We start from the raw sequence: 17706 nt of genomic DNA on the forward strand, positions 1-17706 counted from the left end.
ACTGTTCCCCTTATCTGCCTTGGGACGTCATTGTTGAGGCCCATTTCCTGCATTTGAGCGATTGCGTTGCGCTTTGAAAAGCATCAAAATTCGTGCGCATTGATGCCTTTTCGGCATCTGTTCCCGGGTCTGTGCCTAAATTGTGCGACCTGGATAAAATTTATGCAATAGGAACGTCGATGTTGCACTCGAGACGACTTCTTTACATCAACGAGATTGCTCGCTGCGGCTCGATCCGCAAGGCGGCAGCGCGGCTCAATGTTGCTTCGTCGGCCATCAACCGCCAGATCCTGGCGCTGGAAGAGGAGATGGGAGCGCCGCTCTTCGAGCGTTTGCCGCGCGGTCTGCGGCTGACGGCTGCAGGTGAGCTCTGCATCGAGCACATTCGCGAGGTCTTGAAGAATTACGAACGGCTGGAGGGCCGCATCCGCAGCCTCAAGATGCAGCAGGCCGGCAAGGTCCGCATCGTCGCGACGGTCGGGCTGGCCTCAGGGCCATTGCCGGAAATCATCGCCCGGTTTCTCTCCGAACATCCGCGCGTCTTCATTCAGCTCCGCAACGATTCCGGCTCGACGACGATGGCGCCGGTGGTGTCAGGCGAAGTGGATATCGGTCTTGGCTTCAACATTCCGGCGACGCCGGGCCTGCGCTCGCTCGGCAATTTCGACATACCGATCGGTGTCGTGCTGCCGCCCGGCCATCGGCTGATCGGACCGGGGCCGATCAACCTCGCTGACGTCGTCGAGGAACGCCTGCTCTTGGCGCAGCCGGGCACGAGCCTCAGGGACGTCATAAACCTGACGCTTGCCCGTCTGGCCGTGCAGGTCGAGCCGGTGCTGGAGAGCAATGCCTCGGAAATGCTGAAGCAGCTGGTCAAATGCGGGGCGGGGCTGACGCTGCTCAATCCGCTTGACGTCATTACCGATTGTCGGCGCGGCGAACTGGTCTTCCGGCCGATCGCCGAGCCGCATTCACGGTCTCAGCCGATGAAGCTGGTTGCTCGCACACGGGCGCCGCTCGATGCCGCCACCAGCCTTTTCGTCGAATATCTGCTCGCCGAACTGGCCGGAATGGTGGAAGAGCTGCAGGCGAAGGGGCACATCCTTCTGCCTTCGGAACGTCGCCGCCCGGACGCCTATTTCGAATAGAGGTTGGCGAGCGGATAATCCCGCAGATCGCGCAGCATCTCGATGAAGCCGGCAACCTCGTGGCGGCAGATGAGCGCACCTTTTTCCGCCGTGCCGTTGGCGGCATTGCCGACCACACCGTTCGGATTGAGGTCATGGGCGATCCAGGCGAGCGAATGCGGCGGTAGCGGCTGCAGATAGTTGGAATGTTCCTTCATCCATTCCGCCTTGGAGGCGAAATTCTCGGCCTTGTCCATCCGCACGAGCTCGGGCCGGAAATGCAGCATCAGCGAGGTCTCGACATCGCCGCCATGAATGCCGAAGCGCTGCTCGTGCTCGTCGATCATACCATCAGGCGTACCGAAACGCGTCCATTGCGTGGCAACGACCGCCATCTGGTAGCGCACGCGCAGCTCGCGCGCGACGATGCCCATGATGTCGAGGTTCCCACCATGCGAGTTGACGATCACCATCTTGCGGATACCGGCTTCGGCCACCTTCGCGCCGATGGTGGTCCAGACAGGGATCAGCAGCTCCGCACCAAGCGACAGTGTGCCCGGGCCATGGACATGTTCGTTGGCCTTGCCGATCTCCTGTGTCGGCAGAACAAGGATATCGAGATCGTCGGGGCGCTGAACCTTCAGCTCCGCCAGCATGCCTTGTGCGATCGCAACATCCGTCGCGATCGGCAGATGCGGGCCGTGCTGTTCCGTCGAGGCGATCGGCAGGATCGCGATCATAGTATCGGGCGAGAGCTCGGCGAAATCGTAGGTGTTGAGTTCATTCCAATAGAATGGCTTTGCCATCGCCGTGTCCTCTTCTCAGCGTCTCTTGGCTCAACGGATACGGCACGGATGGTGACGGTGGAAAGCATCAATTTGCGGCCGCACCGCTGCCTTTTTGTGCGCACCTGGGGTGAAAGCGCAAAACGGCTGCTGCGGCGGGCTGAAAACCTGCCGCTCGGTGAGGCGCTGTAAAGTCATGGATCAGAATCAAGGGATGCATCACGCGTTTGTCCCGTCGACGGCGCATCGCGGCCATATTTCCTTCTTTTGACAGACACGACCTTTTCTGGAAGAGGTCCTGCCGAATATCGAAGCCGCTTCGGGACTGTTGCACTCCTGTTGTTCGTGCAATGCTGTCCACAGAGGTCATGGCCGCGGAAGCGAAACATGGGATGAGATGAGTGTATCACAGCTAGAGGGCGGCAGCCCACGCAAGACCAGCCTCTATGAGGAACTTCATCTGCGGTTGAGGGCCGAGATCCTTGGGGGAACCTTACCCGAAGGATTGGTGTTAACTGAGGCTGCTCTTGCCGATCTGGTCGGCAGCAGCCGGGCGCCGGTTCGCCAGGCACTGCAGCTTCTGTTCGATGATGGATTGATCGCGCGGTTCGATGGGCGCGGCTTTGTTGTCGGCGCGGGCGGGGCGCAGCCGAAGCGGGTCAAGCTTGGCGATTATCTCGGCAGATTGTTTGATGAAGATGGCGACAGGCCCATGTTTGCCTGGCAGGCGCTTTATGAAGATGTCGAGCGCATCGTCGTCCATCGCTCTTTCTTTGGCCGTTATCGCATCAATGAAAACGAGTTGGCGCGCCACTTCGGCGTCGGGCGTGGGGTGGCGCGCGATGTGCTTGTGAAGCTCGAGACGCTCGGCATCACCGAGAAGGATGACAATTTTCGCTGGTCGATCGTGCCGCTCGACAGCCAGCGCATCCGTGACCTTTATGAGGTGCGTGAGCAGATCGAGCCGGTGGCGCTTTCAGGCGCTCTCGGCGGACTTTCCGCCGAGCATGTCGACGCGATGCTCTCCCGCTTGTCGCAGGCACTTGCCGACTATCCCGATGTCTCGGCCTCGACGATGTACGAGCTGGAGCTCGACCTTCATCAGCGCAGTCTTCAGGCCTGCCCCAACAAGGAATTCCTGAACATCCTGAAGCGGACCCGCTGCATCCTCACGCTCAGCAAGCATGTCGTTGGCAGTCGCATCAAAAAGCCGGAATATGAGCCCTTCTTTGCCGAGCACATGGGTGTGTTCAAGATGGTGCAGAAGCGCGACGAGAATGGGCTGCAAAAAGCCATGCGAGACCATATCCGCAATTCGCAGCCGAATGTGCAGGCGCGCGCCGCCTATATCCGCGAGAACTACAAGTCGGACGAATACAGCTTTATCGTCTAGACTATTTCCGGAATTAGCAAATGCCACAAGATTTTGAGGGCAAAAGTTAATCCCTCGAGCTCCATCGATGGAGTTGGATTGTATGGTGTCGGTCGTCGAAGAACTGAAGGTAAAGCTGGCTGAACTGGAGGCCACTCGCTCTTTGTGCCATCCGCAACCATTTATTGTGCATTGCAGCTATGCACCACGCCGAAAGGATGCGCGAGCCTCGGCGCAAGTATCTGCGATCCGATGATCGCCAATCATAAGGGTCTTCTTCAGACCTCGCTGAGTCGTGGTTCTTTCAGGAATATTGCTCCCCTTGGGACCAGGCATCCGATGCCCTGTACCTCGCGGCGTATTGATTCGGCGATACATCCCATTTTCTGTCGAAAATAAGCCAGTTTAATCCGGATCTTTTGTCAATCTGCGAAGGAGCTCAGTTTCTTCAAGAGGTCGGTAGAGATCTCGAATTGACGGGCAGTTCCACGGCCCATGGAATTTGTCACCATGGTTTCATTCAGCATTCCCCGCTTTACGAGAAGATTGACCGTCTCCTTTGCCCCACTCCGCGTCAATTCCGTAACTTCGATGATATTTGAAAGAGTTAGCGTCCGATGAGCCTGGGTCATCGTGTAGAGGATCGTCATCATGCCGATCTCTTTCAGCCGTGCTTGCGGGGTCTCGTCTTCGAGTGGGTGATCGAGGATCTCATGGAGAATGAGCCCGGAGAAGGCAAGGTTGTGCCACTGTGTCTTGAGCGCTCTTGTCATGCTATTTAACTGTGCTATATACGTCAGTTAAAAGGCGCTTCGCTGAAGCAGGACACTGCTTCGACAATGCGTCGTCATCGTCTCGGAGGGTCAAGTCCATGAAAAGCCTTCTGCTGAATATACTGCTTTCGATCTCGTGCATCTTACCACTCTACCTGATTTCCATCAGCAATGCGCGGGCTGATGATTGGGGATGTCAGGTTATCCTGTGCCTTTCCAATCCGGGTGGGCCAACCCAATATGCGGAATGCCGGCTTCCGATCCAGAAGCTCTGGAGCGAGCTTGCTAAGGGACACTCGTTTCCAACGTGCAGCGGCGTCGGGTTTCATAGCTCGCGCTCCGGTTACGAGCCCTATTATTGCGATGCTGGCTATCAGTTGTCGGGGAGCTACGGCGCGCGAGGTCTGGAGGCAACTTGTGTTTCGACCTCGCTCCGGCGTGTGAGCAATTCGCCTTGCTCCTATGATCGCGGCAGCTACGGTGGCGATACCAGCTCGGTCCTGTCGCCACGCTGGCAGCGCGAAGGCGGCCGACTTCAATGCATGGGTTATCCGATAGTGCGCCCGAACATGCGGGCGCAGCCGCACTATGTCGATGTAACCATCGACGGTGTCGGCCAGCAGCGCGTCTGGTACTAAGCGATGGGTACCGCGTTCGTCGATATCGCGCAAAGCTGCGCGCCGATGGTCCAGGTGGAAACGCTCGCCGGCGTCGTGAGTCTGGAGAGCAAGTTCCTTCCCTTCGCCATCCGCATCAATAGCGGCAACCCGCTGCCCTCGCAGCCTGCGAGCAAGGTTGAAGCGATCGAACAAGCGACGTCGTTGATCGCCGATCACCAGGATATCCAGATCGGGCTTGGCGGTATCGGTGTCGAGGAACTTCGGAAACTGAACCTCTCCGTTTCTGACGCCTTCGATCAGTGCCGGAACCTTAAAGCGACCGCGACCGTTCTCGACGGCTACTACCGTCTCGCTTTGAGAGACGGCGCCGATCCGTCACAGGCGGAGAATGTGATGCTGCAGTCCTATTACGGACGCGACGATCCGACCGTTGGGGCGATGGTCAAGTACGATGAACAGGTACGCAGGGAGGCCAAGCGGCTTGCTCCGAAACTGGCATCGCTCATGATCGCCGGACCGGATGAGGAGATCGCCCCGGTCGAGCAGCCTCGCAATCAACCGGCCCAACCCCTCCCAAGACAAGTCTCTCAAGCCGAAGAATCCGCATCGTGGGACGTGTTCAGTTCCAAACGGCGATCATCGGTTCTCGTTTTCCAGAACGACCGATTGGAGCAAAGCAAATGATGTCCCAAAGCAGCCTTCGACCCCTTGCCGCCTCAACGCTCATGGCGTTCGCCATCATTGCCTGCCTAGTCGAGCCGGCCTATGCCCAGTCCGCCGGGATCGAGACCGTGCTGCAAAACATCGTCACGATGCTCACGGGCAACATTGCCAAACTGCTGGCGGTGATCGCGGTCATCATCATCTGCATCGCCTGGATGTTCGGCTACATGGATCTCCGTCGCGCCGGCTTCTGGATCATCGGCATCGGCGGCATTTTTGGCGCCACCGAACTGGTCAACACCATCGTCGGCGGCTGACCACCGATGGCGGGCTCTCCTACTATTGAAGAAGACACCTTGTTCCTGGCCTGCACACGCCCGGCGATGATTGCCGGTGTGACCGTGGAAGCAATGGGCATCAACATCATGCTGACGACCATTCTCTATATCATCGCCGGGTCGATCGCCTACGCGCTCATTGGTGTGATCTTCCATCTCGTCTTCCGGGCGCTCGTCATGCATGACCACAACATGTTCCGGATCCTGCTCGCCTGGATCGAGACCCGCGGCCGCTCGCGCAACACCACCTACTGGGGCGGCGCCACTCTCTCGCCCCTGAAGCTAACCAGACGTTATGATGAAAGGGACCTGAGCCTTGCCTAGCATAGCGACATTACGATCCCGCGAGCTCGGGCCGGAGACCTTCATCCCCTACGTGCGCCACGTCGACGAGACGACTGTCGTGCTCGATTCCCGCGCGTTGATGACCATGCTCGTGCTAGAAGGCATCTCCTTCGAGACCGCGGACGTCCTGGATCTCAACGGCCTGCATCGAAGCTTGAACACGCTCTACCGAAATATCGCCGACGAGCGGTTGGCGCTTTGGACACATGTCATCCGACGGCGCGACAACGGCTATCCAGAGGGACATTTCGCCAATCGCTTTTCTGATGGCCTCAATGCCAAGTATCGCGAGCGGATGGTGCGCGAGGACCTGTTTCGCAACGACCTTTATCTCACCCTCGTCTGGTATCCGAGCAGAGACCCTGCCGACAAAGCCGCCAATCTTCTCTCCCGTCTGCGCAAGGCGCGCCGATCCAGCATCGAATTGGACCAGACGGCGCTCAAGCACCTTCGCGACAAGGTCATCGACGTCACCGCCGGACTGAAGCGCTTCGCGCCCCGTGTCCTCTCCCTCTATGATCAGAACAGCATCCTGTTCTCCCAGCCGAGCGAGTTTCTCCACCAGCTTGTCGGTGGACGCCGAGAGCCTCTGCCCCTGACGGAGGGGCGAATCTCATCGGCGATCTATTCGGACCGGGTCATCTTCGGCCGCGAGACGGTCGAAATCCGCCATGAGGCGGAAACCCGGTACGCCGGCATGTTCGGCTTCAAGGAATATCCGGCGACCACGCGCAGCGGCATGCTCGATGGTATCCTGACCGCGCCCTTCGAGCTCATCCTGACGCAGTCCTTTGCCTTCACGTCGAAGGCGGACGCGCGCACGATCATGGGTCGCAAGCAGAACCAGATGGTTAGCGCTGGCGACAAGGCCGCATCCCAGATCGACGAGCTCGGCGAGGCTATGGATGATCTGGAGTCCAACCGCTTCGTCGTCGGCGAACACCATATTGGCCTCACGGTCTTTGCACCGTCGGTGACGGAGCTGACCGACCATATGGCCAAGGCACGCGTGCATCTCACCAGCGGAGGCGCGGTCGTCGCCCGCGAGGATCTCGGGCTCGAGGCCGCCTGGTGGGCGCAACTGCCCGGCAACCTCCGCTATCGGGCGCGCTCGGGAGCGATCACCTCCCGCAACTTCGCGGCACTTTCGGCCTATCACTCCTATCCGACCGGCCAGAAGGACGGCAACGAATGGGGGCCAGCAGTCGCGATGCTTAAGACCGCATCAGGTTCGCCGTTCTATTTCAATTTCCATCACAGCGATCTCGGCAATAGCTTTGTCTGCGGCCCATCCGGTGCAGGCAAGACCGTGCTCCTGAACTTCATGCTCTCACAGCTCGAGAAACATGATCCGCATATGGTGTTCTTCGACAAGGACAGAGGCGCCGACCTGTTCGTTCGCGCCGCCGGAGGCACTTATCTGCCGCTTAGGAACGGTGTCATGACCGGCTGTGCGCCGCTGAAGGCGCTCGACCTGACCGCGGAGAACAAGGTCTTCCTTACGCGCTGGATCGGCAAACTGGTGGGAGCGGCAACGCGGGAATTGACCGTCACAGAGCTGCGCGACATCGCTTCGGCTGTCGACGGTCTGGCGGACCTTCCTGTCGAGCGTCGCTCCATCGGCGCCCTGCGGACCTTCCTCAACAACACCGATCCCGAAGGCATCGCCTCACGGCTCCGACGGTGGGAGAGGGGAGGGCCGCTCGGTTGGGTCTTCGACAACGAGGCAGACGATATCGGGATTGGCGCCAAGTTCATTGGCTACGACATGACCGATTTCCTCGACAACGAGGAGATCCGCACGCCGCTCATGGCCTACCTGTTCTATCGCATCGAGCAGCTAATCGATGGACGCCGCATCATCATCGTCATAGACGAGTTCTGGAAGGCACTGCAGGACGAAGGTTTTCGTGATCTCGCCCAGAACAAGCTGAAGACGATCCGCAAACAGAATGGACTCATGCTGTTTGCGACCCAGAGCCCGCGCGACGCGATCGTCTCACCGATCGCCCACACGATCATAGAGCAATCCCCGACGCAGATCTTTCTGCCGAATCCGCGCGGCGACCGTGCCGACTATGTCGATGGTTTCAAGCTGACCGAGCGCGAATTCGAGCTGATCTCGCGCGAACTGTCCGTCGAAAGCCGGCGCTTCATCGTCAAGCAGGGACACAACAGTGTCGTCGCCGAACTCAACCTCAACGGTTTTGACGATGAGCTCGCCATCCTGTCGGGCCGCACCGCGAATGTCGAGCTCGCAGACGCCATCCGCGCCGAACTCGGCGAGGAGTGTGACGATTGGCTTTCAGTATTCCAGCAACGGAGGAGGGCAGGCTGATGCGGATGAACACGACAAGGAACGCCATTCTGTCGATGGCTTTGCTGCTTTCCGTTGACCTTGCGCATGCTCAAGGGATTCCGGTCAGCGACCAGGCGTCGATCGCCAAGCAGATCGAGAGCATCACGCAGCTCAAGTCGCAGCTCGATACGCTGAACCAGCAACTCCAGCAAGCACAGCAGCTTTATGGTTCGCTGAACAAGATCACCACCATGGCCGACGTCGCTGGTCTGCTCAACGATCCTTCGATCCGCAAGGCGCTTCCGCAGGACTTCAATGCTATCGAGGGCCTGTTCAAAGGCTCGGGGACAGGTGTCTTCGGTAGCTCCGCCTCGAAATTCCTTCAGGACAATTCCACCTATCGGACCGACGCGAATGATTTCTACGCGCAGGAGCTATCGCGCATCCAGAATCAGAACGCCGGGCAGATGAGTCTCGGCCAGCAGATCTATGACGCCGCCACCAAGCGCATCGACGGCATCGACCAGCTCCGCCAACAGATAACGAGCGCCGCCGATGCAAAGGATATCGCCGATCTGCAGGCTCGCCTGCAAGCCGAAACCGCCTTCCTGCAAACCGACGTTCTCCGCATGCAGGGCCTGCAGATGGTCCAGCAGGCGCAGGTTCAGGTCGATGATCAGCGAAAGGCCGAAGACTGGCGCCAGCGCATGGATACGATGGGGGCGGCGCTCAAATGAAGTGGTCTGTTTTCTGCGCTATGGTGCTTGTGCTATCGGCCTGCTCTCCTGGCGAGAAGGTTTACACCGTCGATGAGCTTGTCAGCGATGAGGTTTTGCTGACGAAGATCATCGGCGAATGCCGCAATAATCCTGGCGAGCTGCGGGATACCCCCAATTGCCGTAACGCCGAGGCCGCCGACGGGAAGCTCCGTCTCGAACGCATGCGCAAGTCGCTCGGAGGCTGACCGATGTATCAGGTGTTCAGCTTCGTCGACGGCCAGTTCAAGGCGCCGCTCGAAAACTTCATCTCCTCCGGCACCTCGAACATCGCCAATTGGGTTGCCGGCCCGCTGACGGCGGCGCTGACACTCTATGTCATCCTCTACGGCTATCTGGTGTTGCGCGGCTCGGTCCAAGAACCCATCCTCGAATTCGCCTTCCGGGCGATGAAGCTCGCGGTCATCGTCATGCTGGTGAGGAACGCCAGCGACTACCAGACCTACGTCACCAACATCTTTTTCGACATCCTGCCAAAGGAGATTTCGCAGGCGCTGAATTCCGGGACGACGCCGAGCGCATCCACCTTTGATAGCCTCCTGGACAAGGGCCAGAAATGCGCCCGTGAGATTTGGTCCCGCGCCTCGTGGCCAATCGATATCGTGACCGGGGTCGGTGGCCTGCTGGTAATTGGCGCGAGCTTCCTTGTCGCCGCGATCGGCTACATCGTCTCGCTCTATGCGCGCCTCGCGCTCGCCATCGTGCTCGCGATCGGTCCGATCTTCATCGCACTTGCCATGTTCCAGTCGACGCGGCGGTTTACCGAATCCTGGATCGGTCAACTCGCAAACTTCGTCATCCTACAGGTGCTGGTCGTGGCGATTGGCTCGCTGTTGATCACCTGTATCGACACGACTTTTACCGCAATAGAGGGATACAGCGACGTCCTGATGCGCCCGATCGCGCTTTGCGCCATCTGCATCGCCGCTCTCTACGTCTTCTATCAATTGCCCGGCATCGCCTCCGCGCTTGCCGCAGGCGGCGCATCCCTGACCTACGGTTATGGCGCTGCTCGTGATGCGCATGAAAGCACGCTCGCCTGGGCTGCCTCCCACACGGCCCGAGCGGTCGGTCGCGGAACTCGAGCTGTCGGCCGCCGGCTGACACCGAACCGGGCGGAATGACAGCCTCGATATCAATGGAATTGGACAGGTTATTTTAGATGCTCCGTATGCTTTTGTCGCTTTTGCTGACCGCGAGCCTCGCTGGCTGTAGCTCGATCTCCCATCCTCTGCCCAAATGTGACGGCTATTCCCGCCGACCGCTGAACCGTTCTATGTGGCAATGGGAGGGCGATAGAAAAGCGGACCAGTCGACCACGGGAGCTATTCCCGCGGATCCGCCGAGCCGTGGTGCTTCCTTTGCAGAGGAACGAATTGCCAGAACGCCTGCTCCCTTTGCGCATTTCGACCTCGCCGCCTCCTATCGTCCATGCGAGGGCAACTGATATGGTGAGCACCGATAGTCTGAAGAGCTATTTCGAGAAGGCCCGCCGGTTCGACCAGGACCGGCTGATCCAGGTCGAGCGCTCCGCTCGCATCGCCTGGTTCGTCGCCATTTGCGCCAGTATCATCGCCGTTGTCTCGGTCTTCGCCATCGCCGGCCTGACCCCTCTGAAGACCGTCGAACCCTTCGTCGTGCGGGTCGACAACTCGACCGGTATTGTCGATGTGGTCTCCGCGCTGACCTCGACTGCCGGCACCTATGATGAGGCCGTGACGAAGTTTTTCGCGGCAAAATATGTGCGCGCCCGCGAAGGCTATGTGTCGAGCGAAGCCGAGGACAGTTTCCGGACCGTGGCGCTACTGTCCACCCAGCCCGAGCAGACCCGGTTTGCGGCCGTCTACCGCGGCAGCAATCCGGATTCGCCGCAGAATATCTATGGCAGGAGCGCAACCTCGCGGATTAACATCGTCTCGATCTCGCTGATCAACGCCACAGTGGCTTCCGTCCGATACATGCGCACCGTCACGCGCGGCGACGACGTGCGTACCACGCATTGGGTGGCCACGCTCACCTTTTCCTATGTCAACGCTCCGATGTCTTCCACCGACCGGCTAGTCAATCCCCTGGGCTTCGTCGTCAGCGAGTATCGCTCCGATCCGGAGGCCATCAATTGAGACTGCATTTCCTCATTTCCATTGCCCTGGCTGCTGGAGCTTTTTCGCCGGCGCTTGCTCTCGACACGCCACGCAGTGCCTCACAGGATAGCCGCATCCGCTTTGTCGACTTTCAGCCCTATAACATTACGAAGATCGTCGGCAGCTTGAGATCATCCGTGCAGATCGAGTTTGCAGCTGACGAGGAGATCGCTCATGTGGCGTTGGGCAACAGCGTCGCATGGGAGGTGGCGCCGGCCGGCAACATCCTGTTCCTTAAGCCGCGCGAGAACCAGCCGGTGACGAATATCTCGGTCGTGACGACCAGACGCGACGGCTCCACCCGCAGTTACCAGATGGAACTCACCGTCCGAGACGGAAGCGTCGAAGCCGGGCAGAACACCTACTTCTATGTAAAATACCGCTATCCGGCCGATGAAACGGAGCGGCGAAAGCAGGACGCTGCTGCTCGCGCCCAGGCCGCGCAAGCTGGAGAAGCCGATCGCGTCCTGTCTCTGCACGAGACCTATGGGCTGCGCAACTGGCGATACTCGGCGCAGGGCGCGCAGGCGCTTGAGCCGCAAGCCGTGTACGACAACGGCAAGGTTACGACCTTCGCCTTTGTCGGCAACCAGGAAATGCCGGCGATCTACATGGAGAACTCCGACGGCACAGAAAGCCTGGTCCCGAAGTCCGTCGATGGCAATCTCGTGCTGGTTCACGCCGTCAGCCGAAAGTTCATTCTGCGCCGGGGTGGCGATGTCCTCTGCATCTTTAACGAAGCCTATGATCGCGTCGGCATCAATCCTGAGACGAATACGACGTCACCGTCGGTCGAGCGTGTCGTCAAGACTGAGCCCCGCGCGAAGCAATAGGAGGTGTCATGGCCGATGAAGAAATCACGCAGATCCCTGGCGAGCGCGCCGAGACGTCGACCGGTCGACGTCTCGACAACAATCCGATCCTCAAGCGCGGCGCCGTCGCTGTGGCAATTGTTGCTTTTGTCGCCTTCGCCCTCTGGTCAATGCGCGGAAACAACAAACCAGCGGATGGAGTGAAGCCGGAGCGGGTCGTCATCCGTCAGACGTCGGATTTCGAGCCGACCAAGGAACCAGTCCAGCCGGTAACGGCGCCGGCGGAGGTCCAGCTTCCGACACCTGGCGTCAGCGAGAAGGCGCCCACCAAGGACGACAAGCTGCTGGACGCCGCGCGTCGCGCTCCTGTCATGGCCTATGGCGCGGAAAAGACACCGACCGCCAGACGACAGCGGGATGATGCTAGTACCGACTCCAACTCGAACTATGTCCCGCTCGGAAACACGCCAAGCAGCTTTACGGGGCAGGGAGAGAACGAGGATCAGCGCTTCAACCGCATGCTGACCCCGACGCAATTGCAGGGCTCGCGCGCCGGCACGCTCGGCAACCGAGATTTCATCGTCGCCATGGGAACGTCCATCCCCTGCGTGCTCGAGACGGCGCTCTCTTCCGACCAACCCGGATTCACCAGCTGCGTCATCAATCGCGATGTCCTGTCGGACAACGGCCGTGTCGTTCTCATGGAGAAGGGCACGCAGGTTGTCGGCGAATATCGTGGCGGAGTTCGCCGCGGACAAAAACGACTGTTTGTCCTCTGGAACCGCGCAAAGACCCCAAAGGGTGTGATCATCACCCTGGCGTCGCCCGCGACCGATGCCCTTGGTCGCGCCGGCGTTGATGGCTATATTGACACGCATTGGTGGGAGCGCTTTGGCAGCGCCATATTGCTGTCGATCGTCGGCGATGCCAGCTCTTATGCCAGCAGCCAGCTGCGGGACAGCAATGTCGGAGCCCAGAATACCACCAGCGCTGGCCAGCAGGCTGCGGCGATAGCTGTCGAACAGTCGATCAACATTCCACCGATGCTCGAGAAGCACCAGGGCGATCTCGTTTCCATCTTCGTGGCACGCGATCTCGATTTTTCCAGCGTCTACCGGCTGCGTGTCACCGAGCCTCGCAACCGCATCTATGACCGGGGCGTGCTCGGGGACTTCAGTTCCGCCTCGAAGCTGGTAACGAAGTAGGGGCCAAAATGATCGAAGCTGCAGACTCCGGTGTCGTGCGTGAGCTTCTCCTGCCGCTATCGCGGTTCCTTCGAGATAAGGCGCTTTACGAGGTCATCATCAATGCGCCCGGCAAGGTCATCACGGAGGGAACGGAGGGGTGGCATATCCACGATATGTCCGAGTTAACCTATGACAGGCTGATGCGCCTCGCGCGCGCGGTCGCGAGCTTCTCGAACCAGTCGATCGATGAAGTCAGGCCGATCCTGTCGGCGACCTTACCCGACGATGAACGCGTCCAGATCGTGATCCCGCCGGCGACGACAAAGGGAACCGTGAGCGTCACCATACGCAAGCCTTCGTCGGTCTCTCTCAGCCTCGACGATCTCGATCATGGGGGATTGTTCGCCGACGTCGTCCGGACCGATGAGGGTGGTGGCCGGTCAGATCAGCGGTTGGCCGAGTTCTATCGGATTGGCGCCTACAAGCAGTTCCTCAGAGAGGCGGTGCTGGCGCGGAAAAACATCATCATCTCGGGTGCGACCGGATCGGGCAAGACCACCTTGTCCAAGGCGCTGATCCGCCACATTCCCGAGAGCGAGCGGATCATCTCCATCGAGGACACACCGGAGCTGGTGATCCCCCAGCCGAACCATGTCCGGCTATTCTATTCGAAGGGCGGTCAGGGAACGGCCAGGATTGGTGCCAAGGACCTGCTCGAATCCTGCCTGCGTATGCGCCCTGACCGGATCCTGCTGCAGGAGCTGCGGGACGGGACGGCCTTCTATTACATTCGCAACGTGAACTCCGGGCATCCGGGCTCGATCACCACAGTCCACGCGGACTCCGCGCGCCTGGCGTTCGAGCAACTCACCTTGCTGGTCAAGGAATCGGAAGGCGGTGGCGATCTCGAACGACACGACATTCGCGAGATGCTTACGATTGCGATCGATGTGATTGTCCAATGCAAACGGGTCGACGGGCGATTTCGCATCGCCGAAATCTATTTTCGTGGCGCGCTTGCCTCTCGCGTCGACGGGACAGTGCGAGGACGCCTTCATGACGATCACGCCCAGACGGCTTAGCGTTGCGCAGCACCAAATATCGCCTAGCCGATGCTGAACTGTCGGGCATTGCCTCACCCCAGCGCGTTTCTCCCCATCGTCGCTGCAAGACGGCCTCTTTCCACCAGTTTGTCCATGATGTCGCCAACCGCGCAGCAGCGCTCAGCACCGTCACCGTCGTGCTCTTGTGACGGAGAGTGCGCCCGTCACCGAGATCTGCGGGCCGTTCGGCATCATGCGAAAGCAGATGGCCGCTTGGCTGAACGGGCCTCTCTCCGCGGCCGGCGACGACATGGATGCCGGCCGGAAACGGTGAGGGCAGGTGGATCTGGCCGGAGGGAGAGGGGGGAAGGGGTGTTCGCGGCGGATTGTGGTTGTCGGGGAGTGGCCCCGGCCGGTCCGCTGCGGAGAAACAATATGGCACAGGCCATTCAGAAAATCACGCTCAATACCGGGCGCGACATCCCCTTCAACAAGCTGGTGCTCAGCCAGCAGAATGTCCGCAAGACGAAGGCCGGCGTCTCGATCGAGGAACTCGCCGACGATATCGCCCATCGCGGGCTGATGACCAGCCTCAACGTTCGCGCCGAAGTCGATGGTGACGGCAATGAGACCGGCATCTACCGCATCCCGGCCGGCGGCCGCCGCTATCGCGCGCTGGAGCTGCTGGTCAACCAGAAGAAGCTGTCGAAGACTGCGGACATTCCCTGCATCGTCAGTAAGGGCGATACCCTCGAAGTCGAGGATTCGCTTGCCGAGAACGTCACGCGTGTCGATCTTCATCCGTTGGACGAGTTCCGGGCCATCATGGCGCTGCGCGAACAGGGGCTCGACGAGGAGGAGATTGCCGCTCGCTTCCATATATCGGTTGCAACGGTGAAACAGCGTATGCGGCTTGCCTCGGTCTCGCCGCGTCTCCTCGAGATCTACGCCCATGACGAAATGAAGCTCAGCCAGGTCATGGCGTTCACGATCAGCAACGATCATGTCCGACAGGAGCAGATCTGGGACTCGATCTTGCGGTCGCATAATCAGGATGCCTATTACATCCGCCGGATACTCACCGAAACGGCTGTCCGGGTCTCCGACCGCCGCGCCGTCTATGTCGGCATCGACGTCTATGAAGCAGCTGGCGGCGTCGTGATGCGCGACCTGTTCGAGCAGGACAATGGCGGATGGCTGCAGGATCCGGCGCTGCTCGAGCAGCTCGTGCTCGAAAAGCTGACTGCCGACGCCGAAACGCTGAAGGCCGAAGAGGGCTGGAAGTGGGTCGAGGCCGCTTTCGACTTCCCGTACGGCCACACCTTGGGTCTTCGCCGGTTCTACGGCGAGCGCGCCGAATTTACGGAGGAAGAGCTTGCGCGTCATGACGTGCTGAAGGCGGGGTTCGACCAGCTTGAAGCGGAATATGCTGCGGCGGGGGACTATTCCGAAGAAACCGAGGCCCGGCTCGAGGAACTTGGCGAAGAGCTCGAAGTCCTGACGGACCGGCCTTATGTCTTCAATCCGGAAGATGTCGCTCGCGGCGGCGCCTTCGTCTCGCTCGCCTCTAACGGCGACGTGAAGATCGAACGCGGTTTCGTCCGGCCCGAGGACGAACCGGCTACCGAGACGGAAGGTGGTGACGGCGATGACGGCGATAGCGATTGGGAAGGCTATGATGAGAGCATTGCGGCTTCGGCGAACGGCGGCGTCGCGGTCAACGGCAAGCCGATCGGCGTCGAAGAGCCGGAAGAGGACGACGGGAAAGATTCGCCCCCTCTCCGATCGCCTCATCGAAGATCTGACGGCGGCCCGCACCGTCGCGCTGCGCAACGCGCTGGCGAACGACCCCGTGATGGCCTTCATCGCCGCCTTGCATGTCGCCGTCCTGAAGATCTTCTACCGATACGGGGGTAGCTCGTGCCTGGAGATCACGCTGCAGCATACCGCGTTCAGCCAGACGCAGGGGCTGGGCGACACGGTCTGGGCAAAGGAGATCGAGCACCGGCAGGAATCCTGGGGCTATGACCTCCCCGGGAATGCCGACGACGTCTGGGACTATCTGATTGGGCTCGATGAGGCGAGCCGCATGGCGCTCTTTGCCCATTGCGTCTCGCTCTCGGTGAACGCGACCGTTCAGGCATGGAACCGGCGAGCCAAGGAAAATGGTCAAGCCATGCAGCTTGCCCGGTCACTCGGCTTCGGCATGCGCACGGCTGGCTGGACGCCGACGGTCGACAACTATCTCGGCCGCGTCACGAAAGCTCATATCCTGCAGGCTGTCCGCGAAGGAAAGGGCGAGCGGGATGCGCAATTGATCGATCATCTGAAGAAGCCGGATATGGCGCGCGAGGCTGCCCGGCTGCTGGAAGGCAGCGGGTGGCTCCCCGAGGTGCTGCGGCTTCCGATCGACCAAATTCCGGCGGAAGCCGAGGGCAATGCGACGGCTGTGGACGCCGTCGTCGAGCGTGATACCGCTGGAGCCGCTGATGTCGATCTGCCCGCTTTCCTGACGGAAGATGAGCGCGCTGGAGACGGGGCCAATGACCCGATCGATGACGACCGCGAACATCTCAAGGCCGCCGAATAACCATCCCTAAACTTTGCTCAGGGTAGCCCGACCGTTGCGTCGGGCTATTCTGTTTTCAGGAGCACTGTCATGCCCGCTTACACAATCGAAACGACCTATACCCTGCCGATATTTCGGCATGGGACTTACACCGCCGATACGCCCGACGCGGCCTGCAAGATGGCCCTGGGGGACGACAACTGGGACTCCCTCAAGAAAGACTATGATTCTTCAGGCGAAATCCATGTGACCGGCATCTGAGATGGCGAGAACTCTGCCTATATGGGATCGCCGATTACTGTTCCGTCGCAGTATGATGAAGCAATTCAGCGCCGTTCCCACCATTTTGAGATCCTGCTCGGTCTGTTGAAGATCCTGCTTCACGATGTTCAAGCCGACTGTCCCCCCACAACCGACTGGTTGGCCAAATCGGCCTGGGCGATTGCGCGGGGAGAGGCGATCCTCGCTTATACACCCGACCCCACCGAGCCGGCCGACTCACCAAAGGCGAGTCATGTCCTCGCGCTTGTGCGGGTGGAACGCGTGCGGAGCGCGATAGCTGCTGTCCTTGATGTCGATCGCAACTTCAAGGGGCTTTCACCAGATGGGGTCAGCGATGAGGAAATCCAGTTGGCTTGTGAGTCCATCGTAGCGACGATGGATCTTTCGGATGCAGTGGGCAACGCTGAGTTTCTCGCGGCAATGGCGGCAATCCGCGCGGTCCACCGTCGCTTCCATCCGGATTAAGAGTTGTTGGTTCGCTTTCACGTCTCAACGCGGTCCACCCTCCCAATCCTGCGCCACGCTTCCATGCGACCAAGCTCGACCGCCGCGGTGGGCTTCTTCGGCCAACCTG

At 60.0% G+C, this 17706-nt stretch carries 21 protein-coding genes and 1 pseudogene; 20 read left to right on the forward strand and 2 right to left on the reverse strand.

Annotated features, from left to right (window positions below):
* Positions 1-179 precede the first annotated feature (179 nt).
* The gene (locus tag RHSP_RS22725) at positions 180-1148 is read left to right on the forward strand and encodes a LysR family transcriptional regulator (RefSeq protein WP_037153883.1); all 969 of its coding nucleotides are present in this window, start codon (positions 180-182) and stop codon (positions 1146-1148) included.
* Here RHSP_RS22725 and RHSP_RS22730 read toward each other — a convergent pair.
* On the reverse strand, positions 1136-1933 hold the full coding sequence (locus tag RHSP_RS22730; RefSeq protein WP_004123776.1) for a creatininase family protein: 798 nt from the start codon (positions 1931-1933) through the stop codon (positions 1136-1138). The two genes, RHSP_RS22725 and RHSP_RS22730, sit on opposite strands and share 13 nt — an antisense overlap.
* Before the next feature lie 48 nt (positions 1934-1981).
* On the opposite strand from RHSP_RS22730, the gene RHSP_RS35875 reads away from it, so the two are divergent.
* Together RHSP_RS35875 and RHSP_RS22735 are read left to right on the forward strand one after the other, a co-directional pair.
* Positions 1982-2104 (forward strand): hypothetical protein, encoded by a 123-nt coding sequence (locus tag RHSP_RS35875; protein WP_276307842.1) that lies wholly within the window; start codon positions 1982-1984, stop codon positions 2102-2104.
* A gap of 205 nt (positions 2105-2309) precedes the next feature.
* Positions 2310-3305 (forward strand): GntR family transcriptional regulator, encoded by a 996-nt coding sequence (locus RHSP_RS22735; RefSeq protein ID WP_157385409.1) that lies wholly within the window; start codon positions 2310-2312, stop codon positions 3303-3305.
* A 401-nt stretch (positions 3306-3706) separates the two neighbouring features.
* Here the strand turns inward: RHSP_RS22735 and RHSP_RS22740 are convergent, their stop codons facing one another.
* Positions 3707-4057 carry a hypothetical protein gene (locus RHSP_RS22740; RefSeq protein WP_037153887.1) on the reverse strand — a complete coding sequence of 117 codons (351 nt, stop codon included), beginning with the start codon at positions 4055-4057 and terminating at the stop codon, positions 3707-3709.
* Positions 4058-4155: 98 nt separating this feature from the next.
* Between RHSP_RS22740 and RHSP_RS22745 the strand changes: the two genes are divergently transcribed.
* From RHSP_RS22745 to RHSP_RS22810, 17 genes and pseudogenes are all read left to right on the forward strand, one after another.
* Positions 4156-4695, forward strand: a complete 540-nt coding sequence (locus tag RHSP_RS22745; protein WP_004123782.1) for a hypothetical protein — start codon at positions 4156-4158, stop codon at positions 4693-4695.
* 3 nt (positions 4696-4698) lie between these two features.
* Complete coding sequence (locus tag RHSP_RS22750; RefSeq protein ID WP_004123783.1) at positions 4699-5361, forward strand: lytic transglycosylase domain-containing protein; 663 nt, start codon at positions 4699-4701, stop codon at positions 5359-5361.
* Positions 5358-5657 (forward strand): TrbC/VirB2 family protein, encoded by a 300-nt coding sequence (locus RHSP_RS22755; RefSeq protein WP_037153890.1) that lies wholly within the window; start codon positions 5358-5360, stop codon positions 5655-5657. Before RHSP_RS22750 ends, RHSP_RS22755 begins: the two co-directional genes overlap by 4 nt.
* A 6-nt stretch (positions 5658-5663) precedes the next feature.
* Positions 5664-6002 (forward strand): VirB3 family type IV secretion system protein, encoded by a 339-nt coding sequence (locus RHSP_RS22760; RefSeq protein WP_004123788.1) that lies wholly within the window; start codon positions 5664-5666, stop codon positions 6000-6002.
* Positions 5995-8361, forward strand: coding sequence for a VirB4 family type IV secretion/conjugal transfer ATPase (locus RHSP_RS22765; protein WP_037153892.1), 2367 nt, complete (start codon positions 5995-5997; stop codon positions 8359-8361). The genes RHSP_RS22760 and RHSP_RS22765 overlap by 8 nt, the downstream gene beginning before the upstream one ends.
* Positions 8361-9059: a P-type DNA transfer protein VirB5 gene (gene virB5 / locus RHSP_RS22770; protein ID WP_004123795.1), complete on the forward strand. Its 699-nt coding sequence runs from the start codon at positions 8361-8363 to the stop codon at positions 9057-9059. The genes RHSP_RS22765 and virB5 overlap by 1 nt, the downstream gene beginning before the upstream one ends.
* Complete coding sequence (locus RHSP_RS22775; protein WP_037153899.1) at positions 9056-9286, forward strand: EexN family lipoprotein; 231 nt, start codon at positions 9056-9058, stop codon at positions 9284-9286. Before virB5 ends, RHSP_RS22775 begins: the two co-directional genes overlap by 4 nt.
* Positions 9287-9289: 3 nt before the next feature.
* On the forward strand, positions 9290-10222 hold the full coding sequence (locus RHSP_RS22780; protein ID WP_004123796.1) for a TrbL/VirB6 family protein: 933 nt from the start codon (positions 9290-9292) through the stop codon (positions 10220-10222).
* A 38-nt stretch (positions 10223-10260) separates the two neighbouring features.
* Entirely contained in the window at positions 10261-10545 is a 285-nt protein-coding gene (locus RHSP_RS35685) for a hypothetical protein (RefSeq protein ID WP_081615347.1), read from the forward strand.
* 1 nt (position 10546) lies between these two features.
* Positions 10547-11218, forward strand: coding sequence for a VirB8 family type IV secretion system protein (locus RHSP_RS22785; RefSeq protein ID WP_004123798.1), 672 nt, complete (start codon positions 10547-10549; stop codon positions 11216-11218).
* The gene (virB9, locus tag RHSP_RS22790; protein WP_004123799.1) at positions 11215-12072 is read left to right on the forward strand and encodes a P-type conjugative transfer protein VirB9; all 858 of its coding nucleotides are present in this window, start codon (positions 11215-11217) and stop codon (positions 12070-12072) included. The genes RHSP_RS22785 and virB9 overlap by 4 nt, the downstream gene beginning before the upstream one ends.
* An 8-nt stretch (positions 12073-12080) precedes the next feature.
* Positions 12081-13256: a type IV secretion system protein VirB10 gene (gene virB10 / locus RHSP_RS22795; protein ID WP_004123803.1), complete on the forward strand. Its 1176-nt coding sequence runs from the start codon at positions 12081-12083 to the stop codon at positions 13254-13256.
* An 8-nt stretch (positions 13257-13264) separates the two neighbouring features.
* Complete coding sequence (gene virB11, locus RHSP_RS22800) at positions 13265-14320, forward strand: P-type DNA transfer ATPase VirB11 (RefSeq protein ID WP_004123804.1); 1056 nt, start codon at positions 13265-13267, stop codon at positions 14318-14320.
* Between the two features lie 2 nt (positions 14321-14322).
* Positions 14323-14490: a hypothetical protein gene (locus tag RHSP_RS34825; protein ID WP_157385410.1), complete on the forward strand. Its 168-nt coding sequence runs from the start codon at positions 14323-14325 to the stop codon at positions 14488-14490.
* A gap of 226 nt (positions 14491-14716) precedes the next feature.
* Positions 14717-16871, forward strand: a pseudogene (locus RHSP_RS22805) (ParB/RepB/Spo0J family partition protein).
* A 69-nt stretch (positions 16872-16940) separates the two neighbouring features.
* Positions 16941-17111, forward strand: a complete 171-nt coding sequence (locus RHSP_RS35975; RefSeq protein WP_338059928.1) for a hypothetical protein — start codon at positions 16941-16943, stop codon at positions 17109-17111.
* 21 nt (positions 17112-17132) lie between these two features.
* Entirely contained in the window at positions 17133-17597 is a 465-nt protein-coding gene (locus RHSP_RS22810) for a hypothetical protein (RefSeq protein WP_004123810.1), read from the forward strand.
* Positions 17598-17706: the final 109 nt, after the last annotated feature.

This window comes from Rhizobium freirei PRF 81 (genome assembly GCF_000359745.1).
GTDB classification, from domain to species: Bacteria; Pseudomonadota; Alphaproteobacteria; order Rhizobiales; family Rhizobiaceae; genus Rhizobium; species Rhizobium freirei.